Annotated in this window: 28 protein-coding genes; 18 read left to right on the forward strand and 10 right to left on the reverse strand. The window is 68.0% G+C overall.

Features of this window, described 5'->3' with window-relative positions; genetic code table 11:
• Nucleotides 1–10 precede the first annotated feature (10 nt).
• The 3 genes from cpaB to AB0N75_RS02555 form a co-directional block, all read right to left on the reverse strand.
• Entirely contained in the window at nucleotides 11–682 is a 672-nt protein-coding gene (gene cpaB, locus AB0N75_RS02545) for a Flp pilus assembly protein CpaB (RefSeq protein WP_364644572.1), read from the reverse strand.
• 113 nt (nucleotides 683–795) lie between these two features.
• Complete coding sequence (locus AB0N75_RS02550; RefSeq protein ID WP_364644575.1) at nucleotides 796–1104, reverse strand: FmdB family zinc ribbon protein; 309 nt, start codon at nucleotides 1102–1104, stop codon at nucleotides 796–798.
• Nucleotides 1105–1186: 82 nt separating this feature from the next.
• Nucleotides 1187–1822, reverse strand: a complete 636-nt coding sequence (locus AB0N75_RS02555) for a 5-formyltetrahydrofolate cyclo-ligase (RefSeq protein WP_364644578.1) — start codon at nucleotides 1820–1822, stop codon at nucleotides 1187–1189.
• A 68-nt stretch (nucleotides 1823–1890) separates the two neighbouring features.
• On the opposite strand from AB0N75_RS02555, the gene galU reads away from it, so the two are divergent.
• The 4 genes from galU (at nucleotide 1891) to AB0N75_RS02575 (ending at nucleotide 5833) form a co-directional block, all read left to right on the forward strand.
• The gene (gene galU / locus AB0N75_RS02560) at nucleotides 1891–2793 is read left to right on the forward strand and encodes a UTP--glucose-1-phosphate uridylyltransferase GalU (protein ID WP_364644581.1); all 903 of its coding nucleotides are present in this window, start codon (nucleotides 1891–1893) and stop codon (nucleotides 2791–2793) included.
• 24 nt (nucleotides 2794–2817) lie between these two features.
• On the forward strand, nucleotides 2818–3453 hold the full coding sequence (locus AB0N75_RS02565; protein ID WP_364644584.1) for a GNAT family protein: 636 nt from the start codon (nucleotides 2818–2820) through the stop codon (nucleotides 3451–3453).
• A 261-nt stretch (nucleotides 3454–3714) separates the two neighbouring features.
• Entirely contained in the window at nucleotides 3715–4518 is an 804-nt protein-coding gene (locus AB0N75_RS02570; RefSeq protein ID WP_364644587.1) for a hypothetical protein, read from the forward strand.
• A gap of 103 nt (nucleotides 4519–4621) precedes the next feature.
• A complete protein-coding gene (locus tag AB0N75_RS02575; protein ID WP_364644590.1) occupies nucleotides 4622–5833 on the forward strand; it encodes an aminoglycoside phosphotransferase family protein in 1212 nt (403 codons plus the stop codon).
• Between the two features lie 11 nt (nucleotides 5834–5844).
• Here AB0N75_RS02575 and AB0N75_RS02580 read toward each other — a convergent pair whose 3' ends face one another.
• The 4 genes from AB0N75_RS02580 to AB0N75_RS02595 all read right to left on the reverse strand — a co-directional run bounded on the left by AB0N75_RS02580 (nucleotide 5845) and on the right by AB0N75_RS02595 (nucleotide 10247).
• Entirely contained in the window at nucleotides 5845–6513 is a 669-nt protein-coding gene (locus AB0N75_RS02580; protein ID WP_364644593.1) for a response regulator transcription factor, read from the reverse strand.
• Entirely contained in the window at nucleotides 6498–7925 is a 1428-nt protein-coding gene (locus AB0N75_RS02585; RefSeq protein WP_364644595.1) for a HAMP domain-containing sensor histidine kinase, read from the reverse strand. The genes AB0N75_RS02580 and AB0N75_RS02585 overlap by 16 nt, the downstream gene beginning before the upstream one ends.
• 125 nt (nucleotides 7926–8050) lie before the next feature.
• A complete protein-coding gene (locus AB0N75_RS02590) occupies nucleotides 8051–8404 on the reverse strand; it encodes a hypothetical protein (RefSeq protein ID WP_364644598.1) in 354 nt (117 codons plus the stop codon).
• 100 nt (nucleotides 8405–8504) lie between these two features.
• Nucleotides 8505–10247, reverse strand: coding sequence for a tetratricopeptide repeat protein (locus tag AB0N75_RS02595; RefSeq protein WP_364644601.1), 1743 nt, complete (start codon nucleotides 10245–10247; stop codon nucleotides 8505–8507).
• A 213-nt stretch (nucleotides 10248–10460) separates the two neighbouring features.
• On the opposite strand from AB0N75_RS02595, the gene AB0N75_RS02600 reads away from it, so the two are divergent.
• The 10 genes from AB0N75_RS02600 (at nucleotide 10461) to AB0N75_RS02645 (ending at nucleotide 19076) form a co-directional block, all read left to right on the forward strand.
• Nucleotides 10461–11126 carry a winged helix-turn-helix domain-containing protein gene (locus AB0N75_RS02600; RefSeq protein WP_364644604.1) on the forward strand — a complete coding sequence of 222 codons (666 nt, stop codon included), beginning with the start codon at nucleotides 10461–10463 and terminating at the stop codon, nucleotides 11124–11126.
• On the forward strand, nucleotides 11123–11377 hold the full coding sequence (locus AB0N75_RS02605) for a hypothetical protein (protein WP_364644607.1): 255 nt from the start codon (nucleotides 11123–11125) through the stop codon (nucleotides 11375–11377). Before AB0N75_RS02600 ends, AB0N75_RS02605 begins: the two co-directional genes overlap by 4 nt.
• A gap of 28 nt (nucleotides 11378–11405) precedes the next feature.
• Entirely contained in the window at nucleotides 11406–11861 is a 456-nt protein-coding gene (locus AB0N75_RS02610; protein WP_364644610.1) for an NUDIX domain-containing protein, read from the forward strand.
• 183 nt (nucleotides 11862–12044) lie between these two features.
• Nucleotides 12045–13157 carry a ribosome small subunit-dependent GTPase A gene (gene rsgA, locus AB0N75_RS02615; RefSeq protein WP_364644613.1) on the forward strand — a complete coding sequence of 371 codons (1113 nt, stop codon included), beginning with the start codon at nucleotides 12045–12047 and terminating at the stop codon, nucleotides 13155–13157.
• A gap of 139 nt (nucleotides 13158–13296) precedes the next feature.
• A complete protein-coding gene (locus AB0N75_RS02620) occupies nucleotides 13297–14358 on the forward strand; it encodes an ATP-binding cassette domain-containing protein (RefSeq protein WP_364644828.1) in 1062 nt (353 codons plus the stop codon).
• Entirely contained in the window at nucleotides 14358–15128 is a 771-nt protein-coding gene (locus AB0N75_RS02625) for an ABC transporter permease (protein ID WP_364644616.1), read from the forward strand. Before AB0N75_RS02620 ends, AB0N75_RS02625 begins: the two co-directional genes overlap by 1 nt.
• Nucleotides 15125–15844 carry an ABC transporter permease gene (locus AB0N75_RS02630; protein ID WP_364644619.1) on the forward strand — a complete coding sequence of 240 codons (720 nt, stop codon included), beginning with the start codon at nucleotides 15125–15127 and terminating at the stop codon, nucleotides 15842–15844. The genes AB0N75_RS02625 and AB0N75_RS02630 overlap by 4 nt, the downstream gene beginning before the upstream one ends.
• A 10-nt stretch (nucleotides 15845–15854) precedes the next feature.
• A complete protein-coding gene (locus AB0N75_RS02635) occupies nucleotides 15855–16838 on the forward strand; it encodes an ABC transporter substrate-binding protein (protein WP_364644622.1) in 984 nt (327 codons plus the stop codon).
• A gap of 73 nt (nucleotides 16839–16911) precedes the next feature.
• A complete protein-coding gene (locus AB0N75_RS02640; RefSeq protein WP_364644625.1) occupies nucleotides 16912–18126 on the forward strand; it encodes a pyridoxal phosphate-dependent aminotransferase in 1215 nt (404 codons plus the stop codon).
• An 89-nt stretch (nucleotides 18127–18215) separates the two neighbouring features.
• Nucleotides 18216–19076, forward strand: a complete 861-nt coding sequence (locus AB0N75_RS02645) for a polyphosphate kinase 2 family protein (protein ID WP_364644628.1) — start codon at nucleotides 18216–18218, stop codon at nucleotides 19074–19076.
• A 94-nt stretch (nucleotides 19077–19170) separates the two neighbouring features.
• Here AB0N75_RS02645 and AB0N75_RS02650 read toward each other — a convergent pair whose 3' ends face one another.
• Together AB0N75_RS02650 and xseA are read right to left on the reverse strand one after the other, a co-directional pair.
• Complete coding sequence (locus tag AB0N75_RS02650) at nucleotides 19171–19464, reverse strand: exodeoxyribonuclease VII small subunit (RefSeq protein ID WP_364644631.1); 294 nt, start codon at nucleotides 19462–19464, stop codon at nucleotides 19171–19173.
• 61 nt (nucleotides 19465–19525) lie between these two features.
• Nucleotides 19526–20782 carry an exodeoxyribonuclease VII large subunit gene (gene xseA / locus AB0N75_RS02655; protein WP_364644634.1) on the reverse strand — a complete coding sequence of 419 codons (1257 nt, stop codon included), beginning with the start codon at nucleotides 20780–20782 and terminating at the stop codon, nucleotides 19526–19528.
• A gap of 172 nt (nucleotides 20783–20954) precedes the next feature.
• On the opposite strand from xseA, the gene AB0N75_RS02660 reads away from it, so the two are divergent.
• Together AB0N75_RS02660 and AB0N75_RS02665 are read left to right on the forward strand one after the other, a co-directional pair.
• Nucleotides 20955–21797: a hypothetical protein gene (locus tag AB0N75_RS02660; protein ID WP_364644636.1), complete on the forward strand. Its 843-nt coding sequence runs from the start codon at nucleotides 20955–20957 to the stop codon at nucleotides 21795–21797.
• Nucleotides 21798–21806: 9 nt separating this feature from the next.
• Complete coding sequence (locus AB0N75_RS02665; protein WP_364644639.1) at nucleotides 21807–22892, forward strand: 4-hydroxy-3-methylbut-2-enyl diphosphate reductase; 1086 nt, start codon at nucleotides 21807–21809, stop codon at nucleotides 22890–22892.
• A 68-nt stretch (nucleotides 22893–22960) separates the two neighbouring features.
• On the opposite strand, the gene AB0N75_RS02670 is transcribed toward AB0N75_RS02665, so the two are convergent.
• On the reverse strand, nucleotides 22961–24172 hold the full coding sequence (locus tag AB0N75_RS02670; RefSeq protein ID WP_364644642.1) for a DNA recombination protein RmuC: 1212 nt from the start codon (nucleotides 24170–24172) through the stop codon (nucleotides 22961–22963).
• 78 nt (nucleotides 24173–24250) lie between these two features.
• Between AB0N75_RS02670 and ychF the strand changes: the two genes are divergently transcribed.
• Both ychF and AB0N75_RS02680 read left to right on the forward strand, forming a co-directional pair.
• Nucleotides 24251–25336: a redox-regulated ATPase YchF gene (gene ychF, locus AB0N75_RS02675; protein ID WP_364644645.1), complete on the forward strand. Its 1086-nt coding sequence runs from the start codon at nucleotides 24251–24253 to the stop codon at nucleotides 25334–25336.
• A complete protein-coding gene (locus AB0N75_RS02680) occupies nucleotides 25329–25688 on the forward strand; it encodes a zinc ribbon domain-containing protein YjdM (protein WP_364644648.1) in 360 nt (119 codons plus the stop codon). The genes ychF and AB0N75_RS02680 overlap by 8 nt, the downstream gene beginning before the upstream one ends.
• Nucleotides 25689–25801 lie beyond the last annotated feature (113 nt).

The following is a 25801-nucleotide window of genomic DNA, read 5'->3' on the forward strand; positions in this document are numbered from 1 at the left end:
AACCGGGCTGTCAGCCGACGAGCACCAGGAAGATGTTGCCCCGGCTGGATGCGCCGGCCAGGGCGGTTGCGTCCGACGGCGCCGCAGCCACCACCACCAGCCCGTCCGGTTCCGGTGAGCCGAGCAGCGTAGGCGAGGCACCGCCGTCGTCGGCCTTCCACAGCACCGGGACCGCGCGCGCCAAGACCGTCGACCCCGCCGGCTCGTCGAACCCGTTGCCGCTGCTGAGCACAATGTCCACCAGTTGGCCGGGGGAGACCAGCTGCACGGTGGAGGGGTCTGCGGGACGGACCGGCACGGCCACCGTGCCCGGCGGAGCACCTGCCAACAGTCCTGGCCCGACGATTGAGGTGTCGAAGACCGGAGAACCTGCCCGCAGGGCCGTGGCCAGGCGTTGACCGACCAGTGGCAAGGTGTTGTCCGCGGTTCCGTCCGGGACGGCACCCGCGGGCAGCTCGGCGAGCTCGATGTCCCCCGCAGACAGGACGGTGCCGGCAGGCAGATCCGCCGCAGCGACCACCACGGCGTCGGTGGGCGCCGGCGCGGGGGTGAAGTGATTGACCACCAGTGCGGCGGCGGCGCAGAGCAGCAGGGCGGCCAGCAACCGGTAATGCCGGCGGAGCAGCCGGCGCGGCATCACGGCGAGGCGGGCACTGCGGGTGGTTGCTGCGGCTGGGGGCATGCAGCCACGTTATGCCGGGGGCCGGTGCGACGGCAGCAGGCGGCAGGGCGCTGTGGATACGGCGCTGCCACCGTTGAGGTGTGTAGGAGAAGCGGCGGGCCGCCCGCGGCTGGTTAGCTGGCGGCCGCGGCGGGTGCCGGAGCTGCGGCAGGCTTGGCCGGTTCGGCAGCGGCCGCCGGCTTGGCAGCTTCCGTACTGCCGCTGGTACCGGAGGAGGCCGCGGGCACGGAGCTGGCCTTGGCAGCGTCGCGGGAGTCCGTGCGGTAGAAGCCCGAACCCTTGAAGACGACGCCCACGCTGTTGAACTTCTTGCGCAGGTTTCCGCCGCATTCGGGGCAGACGGTCAGCGAATCGTCGCTGAAGGACTGCTGGATATCGAAGGCGTGGGTGCAGTCTTTGCAGGCGTAGGCGTACGTGGGCACTGTGGTTCCTCCTGAAAACTTGGCCTGGAGCAGAACAGTGCCTGATACGTAAGCTGGCACTCAAATGCTCCGAGTGCCAATTCTACACCGTGTTCTGCACCGTCCGGCTACTGAACCACGTCCAGCCGTCGGGAGTGACCACGCCGTCCAGCGGTGCATCGAGGGCGGTGAACTCGAAGGTGCCGGCCGGCACCACTTCGTCCGAGTAGAAAAGTCCCACAATTTTGGTTCGGTTCGCGTCCTCGGGCAGCGAGGCCAGGAAGCGGTCGTAGTACCCGCCGCCTTGGCCCATCCGGTTGCCCGCTGAGTCGACGGCCAGCCCGGGAATCAGCAGCAACGGCAGGCCGGCCATGATCTCCGGACCGAAGCGCTCTCCGACGGGCTCGTCCACCCAGGCCCGCGGGCTGCGCGCCAGCTCCACGCCGCTGAACCAGCGGGCCCAGCTGAGCCGGTATTCCGGTTCGCAGACGGGGACTACAACGTGGTAGCCCGCGTCCTCCAGTGCAGGAAGCAGCGTCCGGGTGGAGGGTTCGGAGCCCACCGAGATGTAGGCCGGAACGGTGGTTCCGGCCGGAATCTTCAGCCGCTGCAGTCCGTCAAGCACCTGCTGCGCGAAAGCGGTTCCGGCCCGGAGCCGCTCCTCGGTGGAACGCTCGCTGCGGCGGGTGCGGAAGAGGGCGCGGGCCGTCTCCTTGTCCAATCGGGTCTGCTTCTCCATGGCCGCCATCGTAATTCCTTTCCGGCCAAAACGGCTTGCGGCGCAGCTTCGTTCGGTACTCTGAGGTCATGACGTCTCATCGTGCGGTACGCAAAGCAGTCATTCCGGCCGCCGGCCTGGGAACCAGGTTCCTGCCCGCGACCAAGGCCATGCCCAAGGAGATGCTTCCCGTTGTGGACAAGCCGGCCATCCAGTACGTGGTCGAAGAGGCCGTCCGCGCGAACCTGAGCGACGTCATGGTGATCACCGGACGCAACAAGCGGCCGCTGGAGGACCACTTTGACCGGGTGCCCAACATTGAGCAGATCCTGGAGGAGAAGGGCGACCTGGAAAAGCTTGCCGCCGTCCGGGCTGCCTCGGAACTGGCGGACATCCACTACCTGCGCCAGGGGGACCCGCTGGGGCTCGGCCACGCGGTGCTGCGGGCGCGCCAGCACGTGGGCCACGAGCCATTCGCCGTGCTGCTCGGAGACGACCTGATCGACGAACGCGACGACCTGCTGGCCCAGATGATCGAGGTCCAGCAGCAGACCGGCGGTTCCGTGGTCGCCCTGATGGAGGTGGAGCCGGCACAGATCAGTGCCTATGGCTGCGCCGATATCACCCCGGTGGGAGACGGCAGCTATGTGCGGATCAACGAACTCGTCGAGAAACCGTCGCCGGGGGAGGCACCGTCCAATCTGGCCGTGATCGGCCGCTATGTACTGCACCCGGATGTCTTCGACGTGCTGGAGGATACGAAGCCGGGCCGCGGCGGCGAAATCCAGTTGACCGACGCGCTGGAAGTGCTGGCCGGCCGCGAAGGCGAGGGCGGCGGCGTTTATGGCGTGGTCTTTTCCGGACGCCGCTACGACACCGGCGACAAGCTCAGCTATCTCAAGGCAGTGGTGACGATAGCCTCCGAGCGGGAGGACATCGGCACGGAACTGAGGGGTTGGCTGAAAGAATTCGTCGACGGTTCGTGCGACTGACGGCTCGACCGCAAAGATCTTCACATGGTTTATGGCGCGGCGATCTGGCCGGCGACACTTGAGTGCGGGGATTTGTCGCTGCGCCCCATCCGGTACCGGGACCGGCACGAGTGGATGGCGGTACGGCGCCGCAACGCACGCTGGCTGGAGCCGTGGGAGGCTTCGAATCCGGCCCCGGGCGGCTACCTGCCGGCCTTCTCGGAGATGGTCCGCTCACTCAAACACCAGGCGCGGATGGCCATGGCCCTGCCCTGGGTCATTACCGAGCTGCAACAGGGACAGCCCAAGCCGGCGCTGATCGGCCAGCTCACCGTCTCCGGCATCACCTGGGGGTCCGCGATGTCCGCCACCCTGGGCTACTGGGTTGACGAGGGCTGCGCCGGACGGGGGATAGCGCCGACGGCGGTGGCGATGGCTACCGACCACTGTTTCCAGACGCTGGGGCTGCATCGAATGGAGATCAACATCAGGCCGGAAAACCGGGCCAGCCTCCGGGTGGTGGAGAAGCTCGGTTTCCGGGACGAGGGCCTGCGTCCGCGGTACCTGCACATCAACGGCGCGTGGGCGGACCACCGCAGCTTCGCGCTGACCGCCGAGGAAGTCCCCGGCGGACTGCTGGACCGCTGGTTGGAGCACGGGGACGTTGGGCTGACACCATAAAGCAGGGCAGGGCGGAATCGTTATCCGACACACCGCGAGGAATGCCACGTCCGGCATGCTTGAGCTTCTACGGTTTTGAGAGTGGACATTCAGAGCTCTGTGATCTTGGCGGTCATCGTTGGGCTGTGGTTTGTCTGGGTAGGACCGTACCTGCTCCGCGGAGGATTCCGTCCCGCGATGGCTGAACCGGCGCCGGGGCACGCAGCAGCACCACTAGTTTCAATACCCGCAACCGCCTCCAGCGGCAACCAGGGGAACATCATGGAATACAACGCACAGCCGGCACCGTCGACGTCGTCGCCCGTGCAGCAGATCTCCCGGCAGCCCTCCCAACAGCCCGCCGGGCAGTCCGGGTTCCGGATCCGCTATGGCCGGACCGCGCTGGCGCTGGCCGGCGCCGCGGCCCTTGTGGTTTTCGTCGCCGGCGGTGCGCTGGCGCTGGCCGGCGCAGTTTCGGGGCAGGTTCCTGGCTTCGCGCTGCTGGCGGCCGTCGCCGTCGTCGTGATCTTGCGCTCCTTGGCGCTCCGCGACCGCAAGAAGCGTGCGGCGGTCCGCGCTGACCGGGCGGCCCGCACCGCGTCGGCCTCCCGGGCCTCCGGCACGAGGACTCCCGCCCGCCCCACCCAGCTCTTTGACGGGGCCGCCGCGGACGCGCAGCCGGCGCCGGAGGACGCGCCCGCCGCGCCGGCTCCGCTGACCGCCACCGAACTTCGTGAGCAGGCATTGAAGGTGGCCGCGGAGGCCGGGGATACAGTTGCCCCGTCCCGGCCGACCGGGACCACTTGGCAGCCAGTGGACGTACCCAAGCCGACGTATGTTGCCGCCGCCAAGGCCAACCGTCCGGCTCCCGCGCCGCTGCCGGCCCCCGAGGTCAAGAAGCCGCAGGCCAAGACCTCGATCAAGCAGACCACCGCGCAGCGGACTGAAGAAGCCGCTGCACAGCGGACCGCGCAGGCCGCCGGGCAGCACACCGAGGAGGCGGCCGCGACGGCCGAAGCCTCCGGCCAGCAGTCCGCAGCCAACCGGCTGAACCTGGACGACGTGCTGCAGCGCCGCCGGGCCTGATCTGCCCCTGAATGTCATTGCGGCCTGCCCCCCGGGGCGGGCCGCAGTGCTTTCTGATCCGCAATACCGAGCGGCGACGGCCGACATGGTGTGGAATGGACGTATGGAAGCACCGAATCAGGACGTGATGGCCACGGAAACCGCCGGCATCGACCTCTTGGAAAGCTCCGAGATGCGCGAGCCGCTGGAACTGGCCGTCGCCACGGTCGGCGGTGCCATCCAGTCCTGGCAGTTGGCGAAACTGCAGCACCGCCCCGGGGCCGGCACCACAGGTATCTACACGGTGCGGCTTCGCGCGAACGATGGCGTCGACCGGACGGAGTACGTCTGCATCACCACGGCCGCGGTGCCCGAATGCGGCCTGCCGCTGGTGCGCCTGGACGGCGGAACCGTGACGTTGACCGCCTGGCTGTACCCGATCGACCCGGTGCTGGTCGGGTTGCCTGCAGCCTGCGACCCGGCCGCCGTCGGACGCAGCGTCTTCGGCGGGGGAGAGGCGGAGCTGCGGATGGTCAGTTACCGGCCGCTGCGCCGCGCTGTCCTGGAAGCCGTGCAGGGCGGCCGCAAGGTCTTTCTCAAGGTGGTCCGCCCGGACCGGGCGGTCCAGTTGCTTCGCCGGCACCGCATGCTGACCGACGCAGGTCTGCCTGCACCTGTTGCCACCCCGGGCCCGGCCGACGGCGTGGTGGTGCTCACGGAGGCGGAGGGAACCCCGCTGGCCCGGGCCATCATGAACGACGGCGCCGCGGCGCTCGCACCTCAGACCCTCCTGGACCTGCTGAACGCCCTCCCGCCGGGCGTGTTGGAGCTCTCCCGCCGTCCGGCCTGGGCGGAGCGCGCCGCCGATTATGCCAAGGCCGCGGCCGCGGTGCTTCCCGACGAGCAGGACCGGATCTTCGCCCTGGCCGGCCGGGTGGAGGAGCTGCTGGCCACCACGGATTCCGGTCCCGTGGTCCCTTCGCACGGGGACTTCTACGAAGCCAACCTGCTGGTGGACGGCGGGCGGATCACCGGACTCATGGACGTGGACTCGCTAGGACCCGGCCATCTGGTGGACGATCTGGCCTGTTTCCTCGGGCACTTGGCCGTGCTGCCGGCGGTTCACGCCGGCTATGTGCATGTGCCGGCAGCCCTGGAGCGTTTCACAGCGATGTTCGATACCGTGGTGGACCCGGCGGGGCTGCGCGGCCGGGCCGCCGGCGTGGCACTGTCGCTGGTGGCCGGGGCCAAGACCGCCGGCGAGGGGGACGAATGGCAGCAGGACGCCCTGCAGCGGCTGGCCATCGCCGAGGGCCTGGCCGCCGACGCGGCCTGAAGCCGGAGGTACTAGGCGTCCGGCACCAGCCGGTAGCCCATGCCCCGGACGGTGGCGAACTTCTCCGCCCCCAGCTTGTTCCGCAGGTAGCGGACGTACACGTCCACCACGTTTGACCCTGGGTCGAAATCGTATCCCCAAACCCGCGAGAGCAACTGCTCGCGGCTGAGGACCTGGCCCGGGTTGCGCAGGAAGGCCTCGGCGAGGGCGAACTCCCGCGCGGAAAGGTCCACGTCCCGATCGCCCACGCTGGCGCGTCGGGTCCGCAGGTCCAGGCTCAGCGTGCCGCTGCTCAGGATGGCCAGGTCCGCCGGCTGCGGCTCGGAACGCAGCCGCAGCCGAACCCGGGCCAGCAGCTCTTCGAACCGGAATGGCTTGGACATGTAGTCGTTCGCCCCGTTCTCCAGCCCGGCAACCGTGTCATCCACCGAGCTGCGGGCGGTGAGGATGATCACCGGCGTGTCGTTCCGGCCATCGCGCAGGCGGCGCAGCACGGTGAATCCGTCCTGGTCCGGCAGCCCAAGGTCGAGGATGACCAGTTCGAAGTCGCCGGTCATGGCCAGATGGTAGCCCTCCCGGCCGGTGCCGACCACGGTGGGCACGTACCCGGCCGCCTTCAATCCCTTGGCGACGAAGGAGCTAATCCTGTCCTCGTCCTCGATGATCAGAATCTGGCCCACGTTGTTATCTCCTTGTCCTCGGCTAACTCCTTGTACTCGGCCGCCTCCGGCCGCCCGCTGATCAGAATAGTGAAGGTGGAACCGGCGCCCGGCGCGGAGGCCAGTTCCACGGTGCCGCCGTGCGCTGCCGCGATGGCGCTGACGATGGTCAGCCCCAGGCCGGACCCTTCCGCCCGGGTCCCGTTGCTGCCCCGAGTGAAGCGGTCAAAAATCCGGGCCTGGTCCTCAAGGAGGATGCCCGTTCCTTCGTCCCTGACCCACAGCCGCAGTTCATCGCCGCGCACCGCCGATCCGATGGCCACGGTGGAGCCTGGCTCGGAGAACTTGGCCGCGTTGGACACCAACTGGAGCCAGGCCTGGGTGATCCTCCGGCTGTCGAGCGGCCAGCGGACTTCGGCCCGGGCGTCGACCATCCACCGGCGCTCGCCCAGGGCCCGTGCCTTGTCCAGCACATCGTCGGTCAGTTGGCCGACTTCCACCCCTGCCACGCTGATAAAGCCAGGGCGTTCGGCCTTGGCCAGCAGGACCAGATCGTCAACCAGCAGGCGCATCCGGTCCAGTTCGTCCAGGGCGATCCCGCGGACTGATTCCACATCCGCCGGGTCGCCCGAGTCCTGCAGCTCCAGATGGCCCTGCAGGATGGTGATGGGGGTTCGGAGCTCATGCCCGACGTCGTCGAGCAGCTGACGCTGGGCAGTCATCGACGCTTCCAACCGGTCGAGCATGTCGTTGAACGTGCGGGTCAGCGCGGAGACGTCGTCGTTTCCGCCGACCGGAATCCGCTGGGTCAGGTCAGCGTCGGTGATTTGCTGGGCGGTTTCGCGCACCAACCGGACCGGCGCGAGCAGACGGCCGGCCAGAAGCCAGCCCACGCCGCCGATCAGCACCAGGGAACCGAAGCTGATCAGCGCGTAGGTCAGGAAAATGTCCCCCAACTGCCGCAGTTCGGCATCAAAGTCGTAGGCCACGACGAAGGTGCTTTGGGCAGGGTCGGAGGCCAGCTGAACCGGCACCGTGACCACCCGATAAACGGTCAGGGGCGTCTGCAGCGTTGCCAGCGTGACCCGGTCGGACGCCGCTGCCTCCGAGCCCAAGCGGGCCACCAGCTCGGCATCCTGCTCGAGCCGTAGCCGAATAGAGGGGCTTGCCGTGTAGGTCACCCGCCCGTCCACCAGACCGAGCATGCCTTCGTTGGCCGCTGGCAGCGTCCGTTGCATCGCCAGAAACACCAATCGGCTGGCCTGCGTGAAGGGTTCCCCGGTTTCCGGGTCGATGCCTGTTTCCGCCAAGGTCTTGAACTCGGTCACGCTGCGCTGCAGGGAATCGTCGATGCGCTGCACCGTGTGAGCCCGCTGCAAGGCGAAAGCGACCGATCCGGCAACCAGCAGACCCAGGGCGGAGAGTGCGAGCACGGCAGCCAGTATCCGCACCCGGACCGATAGCCCGCCCGCAGGACTAGGCACGGCCGCCGGACAGGACGCCGCCGCACTGGGACCAGTTCTGCTGGCGGGTCGGTGCGGCCGGACCTGCTCCGGAATTAGTCATCGTCCCCGCCGTCGTCATCCCCATCATCATCCCAGTGGTCATCGTCGTCATCGTAATCCTGCGGCGGGGCAGGCTGGACCGGAACCGGCTGGGCCCCTTCTCCCGGCGGCCGTTCGGATGGGGTCGGCGACGGCGTCGGGGTGGAAGCCGGCGACGGCGGTTCGCTTGCTGCCGGGGTCGGGGTTTCGGCCGGGTCTGGCGATACGGACTGCGTGACGCTGATCGACGGGCCCAGATCGGTGGTGCCCGGCGCGCGCATCGCGGCGGCCAGTGCTGCGCCGCCGGCGCCCAGTCCGAGCAGCACGGCCAGCGTGATCAAAACGGTGCGGATGGCTACACGAGGCATGGCATCAGTATCCACGGCGCAGATGAGACCAAGATGAGAGCCGCGCCGAAGGGCCGGGGTGCCTTGCCGCGGAAGCGGGCGGATGCGGAGCGGGCCTCGGTCAGTCGGTGCCGTCGGCCGCCGCGTCCGCGGCGCGCCTGGCAATGTCCGCCTCCACGGTCCTGCCCAGGTCATCGAGGGCAGAGGCCAGTCCCAGATAGGCGGCGACCCGGAGCGTGCGGCCGACGTCGGGCTCCTGCAGCACCAGTTTGAACATCGGCACGGCGTCGTCGGCCCGGCCCATCTCCGCGAGCACATGGGCGGCGAACAATTCGGAATTGCCGGCCGAGGCGGCGTCGTCTGCGGCCGAGTAGAGGTCGGCCGCGTGCAGTGCGGCCGAGATTGCCGCGGTGCCGTCCTCCAGCGCCCAGAGCCCCCGGGCCCGCGTGTCGCTGTAGTCCGCCTCATACCAGTGAGCCCCGTACTCGCGGGCCAGGCTGATGGCCTCGTCCAGGGCGTTCAGGCCGTTCGGGTCGCCGGCTTCGCACAGGGCATGGCCGAGTGCATGCAGCGCCTGCGGCAGTGCGGCGTCGTCGTCCTCGGCCTTGCGGGCGGCGGCTACCGCCGCTTCAAAGCAGACCAGCGCGTCCTTCTCTCGGTCCTCCCTGGACAGCAGCGTTCCGGTCGCGAGCAGGCCGCGGGCCGCTTCGCCGAACTCGCCGCCGTGGCTGAATTCGGACACCGCGCGGCGCCAGCAGTCCAGCGCCTCGGGGGTGCGTCCGGCGTGCCGGTGGGCATGGCCCATGCTCATCAGGGCGCGGGCCACCTGCGGGTGCGGCGCCTTGGTCTGCTCCAGCCGCTGCAGCAGCTTGGACAGCACCTCGCCGGCGAGCTCATACTCCTCGGCCTCCAGCAGTTGATTGCCCAGGGCCAGGCGCAGGGTCAGTTCTTCCTGGACCTCACCGCGTTCTGCCTGCGCCACGGCGGCCTGCCAGGCCAGCACCGAATCTTCATAGTCGCCCATCCCCGCACACAGCCGTGCCAGCACCACGGCCGCGCTGATGGCGCCCTTACGCACGCCGGCCGCGGCATAGAGTTCCAGCGCCGTCAGCGCTTCCTCCAGCCCAGCCGCGCCCTCTCCGCCGGCGGCATTGGCCTTAAGCAGCCACATGCTGGCGGTGGTGGCACGGTTTCCCGGCAAGGCCAGCATCCGGTCGGCGGCCGCCGTGGCCCGTTCCGGCTGGTCGGCCTGCAGGTATGTATTGGCCAGATACATCAGCGCGCCGGACAAACTGTCGGTCCGGCCGGCACGTTCATACCCCGCCACCGCGTCTTCCAGCAAGGCGATCGCCCGCTTCGCCTCGCCCCGCTGGGATCGGACGACGGCGATGGCCAACTGGACATCCGAGGTCACCGAGGCGGGGGAATGCGTATCCAGCAGACTGGCCAGTTCGGCCTCCAGCAGCGGGAGATCATCATCGCCGGCCTCGCGGAACAGGACGATTCCCAGCCGTTCACCCGCGGCAGCTTCCGCCGCCAGGCCGTGGCTGCGGAGCAGGGCAATCCGCGCTTGGAGGTACTCAAGTGCCTGGCTTTCGTCTCCGGCCAGTTGGTCGAGCGCAATCAGCACGGAGTACAGGCCCAACCGGACGTCCAAGTCGGCGTCGGAAGACCTGGCCAGTCCGGCCTCTGCCAACGCCCGGGCGCTGGCGTGGTTCTCCGCGTAGGCGGCCTCATAGGCGCGGTCCAGACAGTCCCGGGCGGCCGCAGGGAACCGAGAGGGATCGGGTCCGGCGTTCTCCAGGACGGCATGCAAGCGGTCGGCGATCAGGCCCCGGGGCATGGTGGCCGCGGACTCAGGCACGGCGGCCTCGCTTCCGCAGCGCTGTGCCGAGAAACCTCGTTGCCGCATTGCCCATGGTCTCAGTTCTAGCTGCCAACGGGGGTCCGCGCAATGCCTTCTAGGCGCCCGGCAGAGGCTCGGCGGCGATGGTCATCGAAGCCGCCCGGCGCATGCAAACAAACAGTTGCAAAGATTCTATTGCAAAGAAGTGTTTGCACTACTAGGGTGGTGCTCATGGAGCAGCAGAAACAGCAAGAAGCCACCCCGTCCTCAGCGGGCGAGCACGGCACGGACCGTCGGGTGGATGTGGTGTCCTTGAAGGCACTGGCCCACCCGCTGCGGATCCAGCTGCTCAATATGTTGTCCCAGTACGGCCCGCAGACCGCCAGCGGACTCGCGGAACGTCTGGGGGAGTCCAGCGGTGCCACCAGTTACCACTTACGCCAACTGGCCAAGCACGACTTCGTCCGCGAGGTCGAAGGCCGCGGAACCGCCCGCGAACGATGGTGGCGGCGCACCCCCGGCAGCCTGACGATCAGCGCTGGAGAACTGGCTGGCAGTCCGGCGACCAGGGAGGCAGCCCGCCTGGTCACGCGGGAATTCGAGCGTAGCCGGGCTGACCTGCTGGCGGATTTCATGGCCCACGGGAGCGAGTTGCTGCCCGGGGAATGGCTGGATGCGTCGGTGGTCAGCACCATCAACGTCCGGCTGACCCGTGAACAGCTCGCCGGGATTGCAGAACAGGCATCTGATTACGTCCGCAAACTGGCCGCGCCCTATCTGGACCAGAGTGCGGAGAGCGCCGAGGGCGTCCGCCCGGTACAGCTCCACTTCAACGCTTTTCCGATCATCGACGTCCGCTCGGACCGGACGCCCTCACCCACCGAGAGCCCATCATGACCAGCATTCCCAGCCAGCCGTACCGTCCGCCGTCGCCCGCCGGCGTCGGCATCAGGCCCACCGCTTTCGAATCGCTCCTGATCCACTCCGGCCGTGCACTGGTGATGGCCGGAGAGCACCGCGCCCGGCGGCAGGCAGCCCTGCGCCGGCCGACGCCGAACCATGGTGCACCGGCCGCGCTGCTACAGGCCCACGAAACCCTTCGGACCGATGTCCAGGCGGCAGCACACAGCGGGATCCACGCCCGGTAGCGCCGGCCCGCAGCCCTACACTAAAGGGATGGAATTCGATACGCGGGTTGCCGCCTACGGCGTGATCGTCGCCGACGGCGCCGTGCTGCTGGCCCGCTGGACCGGCGCCGGCTGGCCGCGTTGGACGCTGCCCGGCGGCGGCCTGGAGTACGGAGAAGACGCCGAAACCGGCGCAGTCCGGGAGATCCGGGAGGAGACTGGCTATTCAGCCGAACTCCAGGGCCTGCTGGGCGTGGACAGCAAGCACATCCCGGCTGCGAAGCGGCTGCATGGGAACCGTCCGCTGCACGCCTTCCGCGTCATCTACGCGGCCGGCGTGATCGACGGTGAGCTCAAGGACGAGGCCGACGGGTCCACCGATTTGGCGCGGTGGATCCCGCTGCACCGGGTCCCGTCGCTGGACCGCGTCGATCTGGTGGATCTGGGGCTTCGGCTGCTCTTCCCGGACGGTGTGCCCGCTGGCCATTCCGCAACCGGCGGTTGAGCGCTATGCTGGACCGGTTGCCGGGCCGCCGTGCCCGCTGGGACCTCTCGAGGAGGTGGATGTGATGACCGTCATTGCCGCAGATGCCGTTGCCATCTCCAGCCCCGCCTCCCACCACCGCTCCGGCCGCAGCTAGCAGCCGGAACCTCCGGTCCGGAGGCCTCAGATCCCGAGGTAACCGTTGTGACCGACACATCCGCACCGCATTCCCTGCTGCACAGCTACGGCTACACCGAACGCATCGGCGCGCTATTCAGGGACCAATTTCCCGATCCCACCCTCCGCCCTGCCCGGGTGGCGCGCACCGACCGGGGCCGCGTTCTGCTGGCAGCCGAGAGCGGCCTGCTGCACCTGACCACCGTGGGCCTGCCCCAGCAGCCGGCCACCGGCGACTGGGTGGCGTACGACGCCGGCCGACCGGCGTCTGCGGGCGGCCCCGCCATCGTCGGGCTGCTGCCGCGGTTTTCAGCGCTGTCCCGCAAACAGGCCTACGATCCGCTCTCGGCCGAACAGATCCTGGCCGCCAACATGGACTTTATCGGGGTGGTGGCGCCCTTCGACCGGCCGCTCTCGCCGAACCGGCTGGAACGGACCCTGGTGGCCGCGTGGGATTCGGGCGCAGTGCCGCTGGTGATCTTGACCAAGGCTGACCTGCGCGGCCAGCATGACGAGGTCGCCGCCCAGATCGTGGAGCAGGCGGCCGGTGCCGACGTCCTGACAACCAGCGCGGAGGCGGGTGACGGCCTGGACGCACTGACCGGGTACCTGGCCCCCGGCCGGACCATGGCGTTGCTCGGACCCTCCGGCGCCGGCAAATCCAGCCTGATCAACGCGCTGCTGGGCCGGGAGGTGCAGGACGCCGGAGCGGTCCGCGCCGGCGACGGCAAGGGCCGCCACACCACCACGGTGCGTGAACTCATTCCGCTGCCCAACGGCGCAGTGCTGATGGATACTCCCGGCATCCGTGGCTTCGCCCTGTGGGATGCGGAGGACGGGCTGGGGACGGTGTTTGCCGATATCGAAGAGCTGGCAACCAGTTGCCGGTTCAGCGACTGCGTCCATGGTGCCGAGCCCGGCTGCGCCGTCCAGCTGGCGCTGGCCGACGGCAGCCTGGAGCGGCGGCGCTGGGACAGCTACCGGAAGATGGAACGTGAACTGGCCAGCCTGCACCGGCGGCAGAACGTGGCGGCGCAGCGCCGGACCGGCCGGCAGTTCGCCAAGCTGGCCAAGGCGGCCGCGCAGGCCAAGGACTACCGCGGACGAGGGGAACCACGTGCAGGCGGACGGCCGAGGTGATTAGACTCAGAGCCAGCACTCCTGCGGGCCCACCGGTCGCAGGATCTCCCACGGAAGGTTCAGCATGTCCGAGCCCCAACAACCGACTGCCCTTCCGGCTGACCAGTCGGCTGCCGTCGCCACGGCTGGGCAGCGCCCGATGGTGGAGTTCCGGGAAGTCACGAAGACCTATGCCGGACAGCCTGCCGTCCGTGACCTGACACTGGACATTGAACGCGGCGCGATCACCGTTTTTGTGGGTCCGTCGGGCTGTGGCAAAACCACCTCGCTCCGGATGATCAACCGGATGGTGGAACCGACCGCTGGTTCCGTGCTGGTGGACGGCCACGACGTCTCCGCCCAACCCGCCGCGGCCCTGCGCCGGTCCATGGGCTACGTCATGCAGTCGTCCGGACTGCTGCCGCACCGCACCGTGCTGGACAACGTTGCCACCGTGCCGCGGCTGAACGGAGCCCGCCGCACGGCTGCGCGGAAGCGCGCCGAAGAGCTGCTCGCCGTCGTCGGGCTGGCGCAGGAGCTGGGCAACCGCTACCCGGGCCAACTCTCCGGCGGCCAGCAGCAGCGTGTGGGGGTGGCCCGGGCGCTCGCGGCCGATCCGCCGATCCTGCTGATGGACGAGCCGTTCAGCGCGGTGGATCCGGTAGTCCGCGCCGAGCTCCAGCAGGAATTGCTGCGCCTGCAGCAACAGCTGGCCAAAACCATCGTGTTCGTCACCCATGACATTGATGAGGCGACGATCCTCGGCGACAAGCTCGCCGTCTTCGCCACCGGCGGCCGGCTGGCGCAGTTCGGCACGCCGGAGGAAGTCCTACGGGCACCGGTGGACGAATTCGTCGCCGGTTTCGTCGGCCGCGACCGCGGCTTCCGCTCGTTGTCGTTCAACAGCGCGGCCGGCCTGACCCTGATGCCGGCCACCACCGCCACCGAAGACCGTGTTGCGGAAGCGCCAAGGGAAGGCTGGCTGCTGTTGACCAACGACGGCGGCGGGCCGGCCGGATGGCTGCCGCCGGGTCAGCGTGACCCGGCGAAGGCACTGATCGGGGGATCGCTGTTCACGCCCGGCTCCAGCCTCCGGCAGGCGCTGGACGCGGCGCTGTCCTCGCCCTCCGGGGCGGGGGTCGCCGTCGACACCGCTGGTCGTGTGGTCGGCCTGGTCGACCCCTCCGCCGTGCTGCAGCGGCTCCAGGCGGACGGCAGCTGATGGAGTGGTTCCTGGACAACCTGCCCTATGTGATGGAGCTGAGCTGGCTCCACTTGTTCCAGTGCGTGCTTCCACTGGTGCTCGGGTTGGTGGCGTCGCTGCCGCTGGGCTATCTGGCCTGGCGGATTCACGCCGTCCGCGGACTGATCCTGTCTCTTTCGTCGGTGCTGTACACCATTCCCTCGCTGGCCCTGTTCGTGATCCTGCCCGTGATTCTGGGCACCGGAATCCTGGAAATGGCCAACCTCATTGTGGCGCTGACGGTCTACACCGTTGCGCTGCTGGTCCGCTCGGTGGTTGATGCGCTGGAGTCCGTGGACGACGGCGTCCGGCAAGCCGCGGCCGCCATGGGCTACCGGCCGGTGCGCCGCTTCTTCCAGGTGGATCTGCCGCTGTGTATCCCGGTGCTGGTGGCAGGCCTGCGCGTGGTGTCGGTGAGCAACATATCGGTGGCCAGCGTGGGTGCACTGATCGGCGTCCCGAACCTCGGCTTCCTGTTCACCGACGGACTGCTGCGCAACTTCATGACCGAAATCCTGGTTGGAATTTTCATGACCCTGGTGCTCGCGGCGCTGATGGATCTGTTCCTGGTGGTGCTGGAGCGGGTATTCACGCCGTGGCTGCGCCGGCACAGAGTTGCCGACGGGTCCGCTGCGCTCACCGCGGCCGGGCCCGGCGCCGAGTCGGAACCCGGCGGCGGCGCGGCGGCGCAGGAAGGCATCGGTCCGGGGCAACGGCCCGATGCTGCCCAGGCGGCGGTGCGCGGATGAACCTCTTTGAGCAGACTGCGGCGTGGTTCCTCGATCCGGTCAACTGGAACGGACCGGCAGGCATTCCGGCCAGGCTGGCCGAGCACCTGTTCTACTGTGGCCTGACCCTGGTGATCGCCGCTGCCATTGCCGTGCCGCTGGGACTGTTCGTCGGCCACACCGGAAGGGGGCGCGTCGCCGTCGTCGGGCTGGCCAGCGGGCTGCGGGCGCTGCCCACGCTGGGCCTGCTGACCCTGTTCGTCATCCTGATGGGCCTTGGCCTCATGCCGCCGATCTATGCGCTGGTGATCCTGGCCATTCCGCCGCTGCTGGCAGGCACCTATTCCGGGATTGCCGCCGTCGACCGCCCGCTGGTGGACGCTGCACGCGCGATGGGCATGACCGAGCGGCAGGTGCTGTTCCGTGCCGAAGTGCCGAACGCGCTGCCGGTGCTGCTGGGCGGGGTGCGTGCCGCCGTGCTGCAGGTCATCGCCACGGTCTCGGTGGTCGCCTACATTAATCTCGGCGGCCTCGGCCGGTACCTGATCGACGGGCTTGCCGTCCGCGACCCGGTTCGCCTGTTCGCCGGCGCACTGCTGATCGCGGCGCTGGCACTGGTGACCGACGCCGTGTTGGCCTTGGTTCAGAAAGTCGCCGTATCGCCCGGCGTGCGCGGCGTCCCCTCCGGGTCAAAAGGCAGGACAAGTAAGGTTGGAGCAGCCAGTGCCGGCACATGAGGAGAAAAGCATGAAAAACCACCCCCGGATCAACGCACACAGCCAAGAACGCAGCAGGGGCCCGGCCGCCCGGCGGAGCGTGCTCGCGGCAGGAACGGCGGCCCTGGCGCTGGTATTGGCCGCCTGCGGCGGCGGCTCCAACCCGCTGCAGGAAGGGACGCCGGCGTCGGAGGGTAGCGCCGGCGGGTCCCTGGTGGTCGGGTCAAGCGGCGGCACGGAAAGCCAGATCATTGCCGAGCTCTATGCGGGTGCGCTGACCGCAGCCGGCTACGACGTCACCACCAAGCCGGGCATCGGCTCCCGGGAGGTCTACGTGAAGGCCGTCGAGGAAGGGTCCGTGGACGTTATCCCGGACTACAGCGGAAACTTGCTGCTGTTCCTGGACAGCGGCGCGACGGCGGCCTCCGCCCCGGACGTCATGGCGGCACTTCCGGCCGCCATGCCCGAGGGGCTCGGCGTGCTGGAGCCGGCAGCGGCGGAGAGCAAGGACGCGATGGTGGTAACCAAGGCAACGGCGGAGAAACACAAGCTGACCTCGATCGAGGACATGGCCCCGGTCTGCGGCGACCTGGTGATCGGAGCCAACCCGGAATTCGCCGAGCGCGAGTACGGACTGCCGGGACTGAAGGCTCACTACAACTGCGTCCCCAAGTCCTTCGAACCGATCAACGACTACGGTGGGCCGACCACGCTCAACGCGCTGATCACGGACAAGATCCAGGTGGCCGATATCTACACCACCACTCCGTCCATCGAGGACAACGACTTGGTGGTGCTTGAAGACCCGAAGAACAACTTCATTGCCCAGCAGGTGCTGCCGCTGGTCCGTACCGAGTCCGTGGACGACAAGGCAGCCAAGGTGCTCGACGAGGTCTCGGCGGCATTGACCACCGAGGACTTGATTGACCTCAACCGGCAGGTCAGCGGCGACGAGAAGCGCAATCCGGCCGACGCGGCTGCCGATTGGCTGGCACAGAAGGGCTTGGCCGACTAAGGCTTTGCCTCGAGTTCATGCACGCGCCGCTCCGGTCACCGGGGCGGCGCGTGCGGTGTGCGAAGATTTTTGAATGGCCGAGTTCAAGCAGTCCAATAAGCTCCACAACGTTCTCTACGACATCCGCGGGCCGCTGCTCGAGCACGCGCAGCGGATGGAGGCCGAGGGCCAGCGCATCCTCAAACTGAACATCGGCAACCCCGCGCCGTTCGGATTCGAGGCGCCGGACGCCATTCTGGTGGACGTGATCCGCAACCTGCCCACCGCGCAGGGCTACAGCGATTCGCGCGGCATTTTCTCCGCCAGGACCGCCGTGTCGCAGTACTACCAAACGCGCGGCATCCAGGAGATCGGCGTGGACGACGTCTACCTGGGCAACGGCGTCAGCGAGCTGATCACCATGAGCCTGCAGGCGCTGCTGAACAACGGCGACGAGGTGCTCATCCCGGCGCCCGACTACCCCCTCTGGACCGCCTCGGTGTCCCTGGCCGGCGGCCATCCGGTGCATTATCTCTGTGTCGAGGAAGAGGGCTGGCTGCCCGACCTGGAAGACATGGAACGGAAGATCACCCCCAACACCAAGGGAATCGTGATCATCAACCCGAACAACCCCACCGGGGCCGTCTATCCGCAGCACGTCCTCGAAGGCATGCTGGAACTGGCGCGCAAGCACAATCTGGTGGTGTTCTCGGACGAGATCTACGAGAAGATCCTCTACGAAGACGCCGAACATGTGAATACCGCGCTGCTGGCAGACGACGTGCTGGTCCTGACGTTCAGCGGGCTGTCCAAGGCCTACCGGGTCTGCGGTTTCCGCAGCGGCTGGATGGCCATCTCCGGGCCCAAGCATTTGGCCGGGGATTACATCGAAGGCATCAACCTGCTCACCAACATGCGGCTGTGCGCCAACGTACCGGCCCAGCATGCGATCCAGACCGCGTTGGGCGGACATCAGAGCATCAACGACCTGATCCTGCCCGGCGGCAGGCTGCTGGAGCAGCGCAACAAGGCCTATGAGCTGCTGAATGCCATCCCCGGAGTCAGCACCCAACAGGCCAAGGGGGCGCTCTACTTGTTCCCGAAGCTGGACCCGGAGGTTTATCCGATCAAGGACGACGAGCAGTTCGCGTTGGACCTGCTCAAGCAGCAGAAGATCCTGATCTCGCACGGGCGGGCGTTCAACTGGACGCAACCGGACCATTTCCGGCTGGTCACGTTGCCGAATGTGGACGTGTTGACCGAAGCCGTCGGGCGGATCGAGGAATTCCTGGCCGGGTACCGGCAGTAGCGGGCGCAGCCGGCGTAGCCGCCCTGCCCCCGCGTGGGTAGGCTTTCCCCACCGCGTGCCACGCGGGCCGTGCCGAAGGGAGGACCAAGGTGGACGAGCCAGATGTACCGGAGTTTTCGCGGAATCCGTCGGAGCTGCTGAGGGTCGGACCGGGCTTTGACCTGGCTGGCGTGGACACCGGCAGCACACCGGGTTTTGCCGGCGGCAAAGCCGAGGGCAAAGACCTGCTCAAGGCGTCCGACCGCCGCCTCTCCGAACTGCAGGAACGCCTCTTTGCGCAGAGCCGAGGCGGGGCGCGGGATGCTGTCCTGCTGGTGCTGCAAGGGATGGATACCTCAGGCAAGGGCGGGATCGTCCGGCACGTGGTTGGAGCGGCCGACCCGCAGGGCGTGTCGCATCATGCGTTTAAAGCCCCGACGCCGGAAGAACTGGCGCACGACTTTCTCTGGCGGGTGGAGCGGGAATTGCCGGGGCCGGGCCTGATCGGCGTCTTCGACCGGTCGCACTATGAAGACGTGCTCATCCACCGCGTGCACGGGCTCTCGTCCCGGGAGGTGGTGGAAGCACGGTACGGCCAGATCATCGACTTCGAGTCCTCGGTGGCCGGCAGGGGCATCCGGCTGGTCAAAGTCATGCTGCACCTGGGCAAGGACGAACAGGGCAAACGGCTGCTCGAGCGGCTGGACCGGGCGGACAAATACTGGAAGTACGATCCGGGCGACGTGGACGAACGCCGTTTCTGGGACGAATACCAGCAGGCCTACCAGGTGATGCTGGACCGGACCAGCACCGCCGAGGCGCCGTGGTTCGTGGTGCCGGCGGACAACAAGTGGTACGCGCGGATCGCCGTGCAGGAGCTTCTGCTGCAGGCACTGGAAGCCATCGACCCGCAGTGGCCACCGGCCCACTTCGACGTCGCCGCGGAAAAGGCCCGGCTGGCCGACTCGTAGCAGCGGGCGGAACGGCGGCAACTATCGAGGCAGGCGTCCGCGCAGTGGCGGACTCTCCGGCGGGGCAAACCTTCTGGTGGGCGTGCCGGGCGGGCTAGAGCGGAGAAACGGGGGAAATCGGGGATCCCGGAGTGCCGGCACTGCCTGCACTGAGCGGCGGCTGCCCGGCGTTGGTGGCAACGCGCGCCGCGTCCAAACGTTGGCGCGCACCTTCCAGCCAGGCCTCGCAGCGGGCGGCCAATGCTTCGCCGCGCTCCCACAGTGCGAGGGACTGCTCAAGGCTGGCGCCGCCGGCTTCCAGTTGGCTGACAACGGCTACCAGCTCTTCGCGTGCCTGTTCATAGGACAAGGACGCCACGTCGGACGGCACTGCTGGCTGCTCTGTCATCGGGTTCTCGCTTTCGCTGCAGGTAATTTTTGTTGGAGTCTGTGGGTATTCGGGAGCGGCGTCAGGGGAGTGTTTCGGCGGCGACCTCGCCTACCGCGAGGCGGAGGCGCAGCCGGGTACCGGCGGGAGCGTCGGCTGCATCGCGCAGCACGTGGCCATCCGGCAGCTGGGCCACGGCATAGCCGCGGTCCAGCGTGTTCTGGGGCGAAAGGGCACGAACCTGCGCTTTGAGGTGGGCAATCCGGTCCGTATCCCGGTGCACTGCCGTGGAGAGTGCTTGGTGGGCCCGTGAAATGAGCCGGTGGATGTCCTCTGTCCGGACATCCACCATGCCCGCAGGATTCGCCATCACCGGACGGCTCCGCAGGGTGGCCAACCGGTCCGTTTCGCGGTGGACCAGTTGCTCCACCCGCCGGGCCAGCATGGCGCGGGCCTGGCCGATCCGGTGCAGTTCCTCGCTGACGTCCGGGACAATGCGCTTGGCAGCATCAGTGGGCGTCGAGGCGCGCAGGTCTGCCACGTCGTCCAGCAGCGGACGGTCTGCTTCGTGCCCGATGGCGCTGACAATCGGCGTGGCTGCCGCGGCCACCGCGCGGACCAGATCTTCGTTGCTGAACGGCAGCAGATCCTCCAGCGATCCGCCTCCGCGGGCGATGACGATGACATCGACGTCCTGGCGGGCGTCGAGTTCCGCGACGGCCCGCATTACCTGGGCCACCGCGTTCACGCCCTGGACGGCAACCTCGCGCACCTCGAATTCGACGGCCGGCCAGCGCAGCGAGGCATTCCGGATGACGTCCTTCATGGCGTCGGAATCCCGGCCGGTGATGAGGCCGATGCGGTGCGGCAGCAGCGGCAGGCGCTGCTTGCGCGACGGGTCGAACAGGCCTTCGGCGGCCAGCGCCCGGCGCAGCCGCTCCAGCCTCACGAGCAGGTCTCCGAGCCCCACCGGCCGGATGTCGCGGGTCTGCATGGTCAGCCGGCCGGTCTTGATGTAAAGGTCCGGCTTGATCTGCGCCACCACGCGCGAGCCTGGTTCCAGTGGCATCTCCAGGCGGGCCATTACGCTGCCCCAGACCACCAGGCTGAAGGATGCCTCGGCGTCGGTGTCCCGCAGGGTCAGGTAGGTCGTTGAGTTCCGGCGGTTGAGCTCAATGACTTGGCCCTCAACCCAGGTGGGCGGCACGCGGTCGATGTGCATCTTGAGCTTCTGGGAGAGCATCCGCAGCGGCCAGGGGTTCTCCGCCGTGGTCTGGTTGGCCGTCGGGGGCAGGGTCGACTTCCCGGTGTCCGCGCCTTGGACCCCGCCTGACTCCATGAATTGCCCCCTCCGGCAGTGTGCATCCGTGTGCTTACGGCGGCTGCCGAAGACTCTACATTCTTACCAGCTATCCCCGTCATTCCGATTCTCTGTTGTACTAGGTACAAATGGGGCAGGGCTCGCGGGCCGCTGCCGGACCACCTGCTGGAAGCAAGGGACGGAGGTAGCAGTGCGCGCATTACTGGCCGTGCTGAGCGGGCTTCTGGCGGTGCTCCTCGCCGGCGCGGCGCTCTGCGGAGCCTGGGCAAACCAGCGCGTGTTCGATCGCGATGGGTTCGTGTCGCTGGCTGCACCTCTTGGCAGTGATGCGGACTTCCGTGCGGCGCTTGCCTCCGCGGTCACGGAAGAAATGGCCGGAAGCGCAGACCTGCCGGCAGGCCTGCGGGAGTTGGTGCGCCCCATCGTCGAGCGGACTGCCGGAGCGGTCACCGAACTGGACGGTTTTCCGCAGGCGCTGAATGAAACCCTGGCCAACTCGCACACCCTGACGTTTTCCGGCGGGGCGGAGTCAGAAGCCGGGATCACCTTGGATATTGCTCCCATTGTGGGCCTGGCGGTTACGCGGGTAGCGGACGCCCTGGGCGCCGATCTTCCGGTGCCGGAGCGAGTGCTGGTCCCGTTGGGCTCAGCCCAGACCGCGGACCAGCTGACTTTCTGGCAGGATCTGGCCGCGCAGTGGTGGGTGGCGGCGCTGGCTGCGGCCGCCGCGCTGGTGCTGATGCTGCTGGCCGCACGCCGCTCCACTACGGCACTGGCCTGGGCCGGTATTGGCGCGGCGCTGCTGGGCGGGATCCTCTGGCTGGCGGCAGTGCAGGCGCCGCCGCTGGCGGAGGGCGCGGCGGCCAGCAGCGAACTTGCGGCCACCTTTGTGGGGAGGCTTGCCGGGTTGGCGGTGGCGGATTTCCGTTCCTGGGCCATCGTTTTCGCCGGCGCCGGGCTGGTGGTTGCCGTGGCCGGTTTCACCCTGCGGGCCTTGCTGGGCGGGGACCGGCGGAAGAAGGCCACGGGCTAGCATAGAGGCATGGCCAGTACAGCAGTCTCCCTTTCCATGCCTACCGTTCCCCGCAAGCGACGCACTCCTGACGAGATCGCGTCAGCCACGCCCGTGGACGGCGACAAGAAGGTGTTGCTGGCAGCTCCCCGCGGATACTGTGCCGGCGTGGACCGTGCCGTGATCGCCGTCGAAAAGGCACTCGAGCACTACGGCCCGCCGGTCTATGTGCGCAAGCAGATCGTCCACAATGTGCATGTGGTGTCCACCCTGGAGGAAAAGGGCGCCATCTTCGTTGAAGAGACGGACGAGGTTCCGGAAGGGGCGCTGGTGGTCTTCTCAGCCCACGGCGTCAGCCCCGCCGTGGTGCAGTCTGCCGCGGACCGGCAGTTGCGCACCATCGACGCCACCTGCCCGCTGGTCACCAAGGTGCACCGCGAAGCGGTGCGCTTCGCCCGCGATGGCAACGAGATCCTCCTGATCGGTCACGAGGGGCACGAAGAAGTCGAAGGGACCTACGGCGAAGCCCCCGACCACACCACGATCGTCAACGACCCGGACGAGGCGCGGACCGTGCAGGTGCGCGACCCGAACAAACTAATCTGGCTCTCGCAGACGACGCTCTCCGTTGACGAGACCTTGGAAATCGTCTCCATCCTTCGCGAACGCTTCCCGGCTCTGCAGGATCCGCCCAGCGACGACATCTGCTACGCCACCTCCAACCGCCAGGCGGCGATCAAGAAGATCGCTCCGGAATCGGACCTGGTCATTGTGGTGGGCTCCGCGAACTCTTCCAACTCGGTCCGGCTGGTGGAGGTCGCCCTGGAATACGGCGCCAAAGCGGCCTACCGGGTTGACTTCGCCAATCAGGTGGACGAATCCTGGTTCGAGGGCGTGGCCAGCGTCGGCGTGACCTCGGGCGCCTCCGTGCCGGAGGTGCTGGTGCGCGAGGTCCTGAGCCTGCTGGCCGACTACGGCTACGGCGAGGTGGAGGAAGTGGTCACTGCCCAGGAGGACATTCTCTTCTCGCTGCCGAAGGAACTGCGCGCCACGCTCAAGGAACGCGGCGACGAATCGCGCGGCCTCGGCGGCAGGGTCACCCGCCCCACCAGCTAAAGCCTGCAGGGCAGCGGCCCCGGGCGGTTGCCCGGGGCCGCTGCACCGCAGGAGACTGAACCGGCGCGCTAGGCGGCCGGGTCCCTGTTCTCGATAAGTTCCGGGGCCGACAGCAGCCGGGGCGTATTCTCCAACGCTGCCGGCGCCGCGGGTTCCTCCAGCACCGTTGCGTCGAAGGCATTGATCTTCCGGGCGGTGGGCAGCACCCTCGACTCCAAGGTCCCGACGAACGAGTTGTACCGCTCGACCGAGCTCTTCAGCGATGAACCCAGCCGGGTCACGTGCTCGCCCAGCGTCCCGAGCCGCTCGTAGAGCTGCCGGGACAGGTCGAAGATCTCGCGGGCGTTGTCCTTGAGGACCTCCTGCCGCCAGGTAAACGCCACCGACTTCAGCGTGGCCAGCAGCGAGACGGGGGAGACCAAGGCAACGCTGCGGGCGAACGCGTGGTCCAGCAGGCCCGGATCAGCATGCAGGGCGGCGGACAGCACCGCTTCCGAGGGCAGGAAGCACAGCACCAACTCAGGTGAGGACTGCAGCTGCTCCCAATACCTCCGGCCCGCCAACGCATCCACATGTCCGCGCACGGCCTTGGCGTGGGCCGCCAGCAGGTCGGCACGTTGCTGCTGCTCGGCAGCCGATGCTGCCGCCGGGATCTCCTGGGCCTGAAGGTAGGCCCGCAGCGGCACCTTGGCGTCCGCGACGATGGACTTTCCGCCGGGCAGGCGGATCAGCATGTCCGGGCGGCCGGTCCGGTCGGCGCCGGCCAGGTGCACCTGCTCGTCAAAGTCCACGTGGGGGAGCATGCCAGCCGCTTCCACAACCCGGCGCAGCTGGACCTCGCCCCACTGCCCGCGGGCCGAGTTGGACTGCAACGCCGAGGCGAGCGTCTGCGTGGAACGCATCAGTGCCTCGTCACTGCGCTGGGCAGCGCGCAGCTGCTCGGCGAGCTGGCCAAACTGCTCTACACGGTCCCGTTCCAGCAGGCTGACCTGCTGCTGGACCAGCTTGAGCTTCTCCCCGACAGGGATCAGGGCGCGCAGCACCGTGTTCTCTTGCTCATCCTGGGCGGAGAGCTGCCGGTTCTGTTCGGCAAGCATCCGGCGTTCCGCCTCCACCCCGGCGAGACGGGTCGAGAGCTCTGCCAGCCGGTCGCCGTCGTGCTTTGAAGCGTCCTGCAGATCCGCCAGGCGGCGGCGCAAAAGGACAGCCATGGCCACGGCCCCGGCCGCGGCGCCAACGAACAAGGCCAGAAGTGCGAGAAGTACATGCGAAGCATCCATGCCTTCACGATGCCAGCTGCCTCGGACAAAACAGGGAACGCCGGTGCTTGTGTCCCGGCCACGGTATCCTTGACTACCGTGGCTCTAACTATTGGCATCGTCGGACTGCCCAACGTCGGCAAATCAACTCTCTTCAACGCGCTGACCCGCAATAACGTGCTCGCGGCGAACTACCCGTTCGCCACCATCGAGCCGAACGTCGGCGTGGTTTCCTTGCCGGACCCCCGGCTGGGCCAGCTGGCGGGGATCTTCGGGTCGCAGCGGATCCTTCCGGCAACCGTGTCCTTCGTGGACATCGCCGGCATCGTCAAGGGCGCGTCCGAAGGTGAAGGGCTGGGCAACCAGTTCCTGGCCAACATCCGCGAAGCGCAGGCCATTGCCCAGGTCATTCGCGTCTTCGACGACCCCGACGTAGTGCACGTGGACGGCAAGGTGGACCCGCGCTCGGACATGGAGACGATCAACACCGAGCTGATCCTGGCCGACCTGCAGACCCTGGAGAAGGCCATTCCGCGGGTGGAGAAGGAAGTCAAGATCAAGAAGCGCGACGCCGCGGAGCTGGCTGCCATGCAGGCGGCCCAGGCGGTGCTGGAGCGCGGCGACACCGTCTTCGCCTCTATGGAGAGCGACAAGCTGGACGTGGAGAACCTCAAGGAACTGAGCCTGCTCACCGCCAAGCCGTTCATCTACGTGTTCAACGTGGACGACGCCGTGCTCGGCAGCCCGGAGCGCCAGGCCGAACTGCGCGCGCTGGTGGAGCCGGCCGACTGCGTCTTCCTGGATGCCAAGCTGGAAGCCGACCTCGTGGAGCTCGACGAGGAAGAGGCCCGCGAGATGCTGGAGATGAACGGCCAGGACGAATCCGGGCTGGACCAGCTGGCGCGGGTTGGCTTCCACACCCTGGGCCTGCAGACCTACCTGACGGCCGGGCCGAAGGAAGCGCGCGCCTGGACCATCAACCGGGGCGACACCGCACCGCAGGCCGCCGGCGTCATCCACTCGGACTTCCAGCGCGGTTTCATCAAGGCCGAAGTCGTCTCGTTCGCCGACCTGGTCGACGCAGGATCCATGGCCGAGGCCAAGTCCCGCGGCAAGGTGCGGATCGAAGGCAAGGACTACGTCATGGTCGACGGCGACGTGGTTGAGTTCCGCTTCAATGTCTGACGGTCTGCCGGCTTGCCCGGAGTGCCACGAGGCGTTCAGCTACGAGCAGGGCGCCTTGCTGGTGTGCCCGATGTGCGGCCATGAATGGCCGAAAGACTCGGCCGAGGCCACGACGCCGGAGGCCGTTTCGATCAAGGACGCCGTTGGCAACATCCTCGCCGATGGTGACACGGTCACGATCGCCAAGGACCTCAAGGTCAAGGGCGCCGGTGGCGGTGTGGTGAAGGTCGGCACCAAGGTGCGCGGCATCCGGCTCATTGAGGACGGCGTGGGCGATCACGACATTGATGCGACCGTCCCCGGCTTTGGGCGGATGCAACTGAAGTCCAGCGTGGTGAAAAAGGTCCTCTGACCCCGCGGCCGTTCCCCGGGGATAGGGGTTTCGTCGTCGACGAGCCTGTTCACCACTGGAAGTCGCCCACTGTCGCTACTGGACAGGGCGAGTCAAATATTCTGGTCTTCGCG

The sequence above is a fragment of the Arthrobacter sp. NPDC089319 genome (assembly GCF_040684925.1).
Classification (GTDB): Bacteria; Actinomycetota; Actinomycetes; order Actinomycetales; family Micrococcaceae; genus Crystallibacter.

Excerpts from the sequence above, each read along its gene's own strand:
- xseA (WP_364644634.1), bottom strand. The coding sequence starts at position 20,782 with ATGGAGTCAGGCGGGGTCCAAGGCGCGGACACCGGGAAGTCGACCCTG.
- AB0N75_RS02630 (WP_364644619.1), top strand. The coding sequence starts at position 15,125 with ATGAACCTCTTTGAGCAGACTGCGGCGTGGTTCCTCGATCCGGTCAAC.
- AB0N75_RS02680 (WP_364644648.1), top strand. The coding sequence starts at position 25,329 with ATGTCTGACGGTCTGCCGGCTTGCCCGGAGTGCCACGAGGCGTTCAGC.
- AB0N75_RS02570 (WP_364644587.1), top strand. The coding sequence starts at position 3,715 with ATGGAATACAACGCACAGCCGGCACCGTCGACGTCGTCGCCCGTGCAG.
- AB0N75_RS02575 (WP_364644590.1), top strand. The coding sequence starts at position 4,622 with ATGGAAGCACCGAATCAGGACGTGATGGCCACGGAAACCGCCGGCATC.
- AB0N75_RS02605 (WP_364644607.1), top strand. The coding sequence starts at position 11,123 with ATGACCAGCATTCCCAGCCAGCCGTACCGTCCGCCGTCGCCCGCCGGC.
- AB0N75_RS02620 (WP_364644828.1), top strand. The coding sequence starts at position 13,297 with ATGGTGGAGTTCCGGGAAGTCACGAAGACCTATGCCGGACAGCCTGCC.
- AB0N75_RS02635 (WP_364644622.1), top strand. The coding sequence starts at position 15,855 with ATGAAAAACCACCCCCGGATCAACGCACACAGCCAAGAACGCAGCAGG.
- AB0N75_RS02650 (WP_364644631.1), bottom strand. The coding sequence starts at position 19,464 with ATGACAGAGCAGCCAGCAGTGCCGTCCGACGTGGCGTCCTTGTCCTAT.
- AB0N75_RS02625 (WP_364644616.1), top strand. The coding sequence starts at position 14,358 with ATGGAGTGGTTCCTGGACAACCTGCCCTATGTGATGGAGCTGAGCTGG.
- galU (WP_364644581.1), top strand. The coding sequence starts at position 1,891 with ATGACGTCTCATCGTGCGGTACGCAAAGCAGTCATTCCGGCCGCCGGC.
- AB0N75_RS02670 (WP_364644642.1), bottom strand. The coding sequence starts at position 24,172 with ATGGATGCTTCGCATGTACTTCTCGCACTTCTGGCCTTGTTCGTTGGC.
- cpaB (WP_364644572.1), bottom strand. The coding sequence starts at position 682 with ATGCCCCCAGCCGCAGCAACCACCCGCAGTGCCCGCCTCGCCGTGATG.
- AB0N75_RS02565 (WP_364644584.1), top strand. The coding sequence starts at position 2,818 with ATGGTTTATGGCGCGGCGATCTGGCCGGCGACACTTGAGTGCGGGGAT.
- AB0N75_RS02610 (WP_364644610.1), top strand. The coding sequence starts at position 11,406 with ATGGAATTCGATACGCGGGTTGCCGCCTACGGCGTGATCGTCGCCGAC.
- AB0N75_RS02600 (WP_364644604.1), top strand. The coding sequence starts at position 10,461 with ATGGAGCAGCAGAAACAGCAAGAAGCCACCCCGTCCTCAGCGGGCGAG.
- AB0N75_RS02665 (WP_364644639.1), top strand. The coding sequence starts at position 21,807 with ATGGCCAGTACAGCAGTCTCCCTTTCCATGCCTACCGTTCCCCGCAAG.
- AB0N75_RS02555 (WP_364644578.1), bottom strand. The coding sequence starts at position 1,822 with ATGGAGAAGCAGACCCGATTGGACAAGGAGACGGCCCGCGCCCTCTTC.
- AB0N75_RS02640 (WP_364644625.1), top strand. The coding sequence starts at position 16,912 with ATGGCCGAGTTCAAGCAGTCCAATAAGCTCCACAACGTTCTCTACGAC.
- AB0N75_RS02590 (WP_364644598.1), bottom strand. The coding sequence starts at position 8,404 with ATGCCTCGTGTAGCCATCCGCACCGTTTTGATCACGCTGGCCGTGCTG.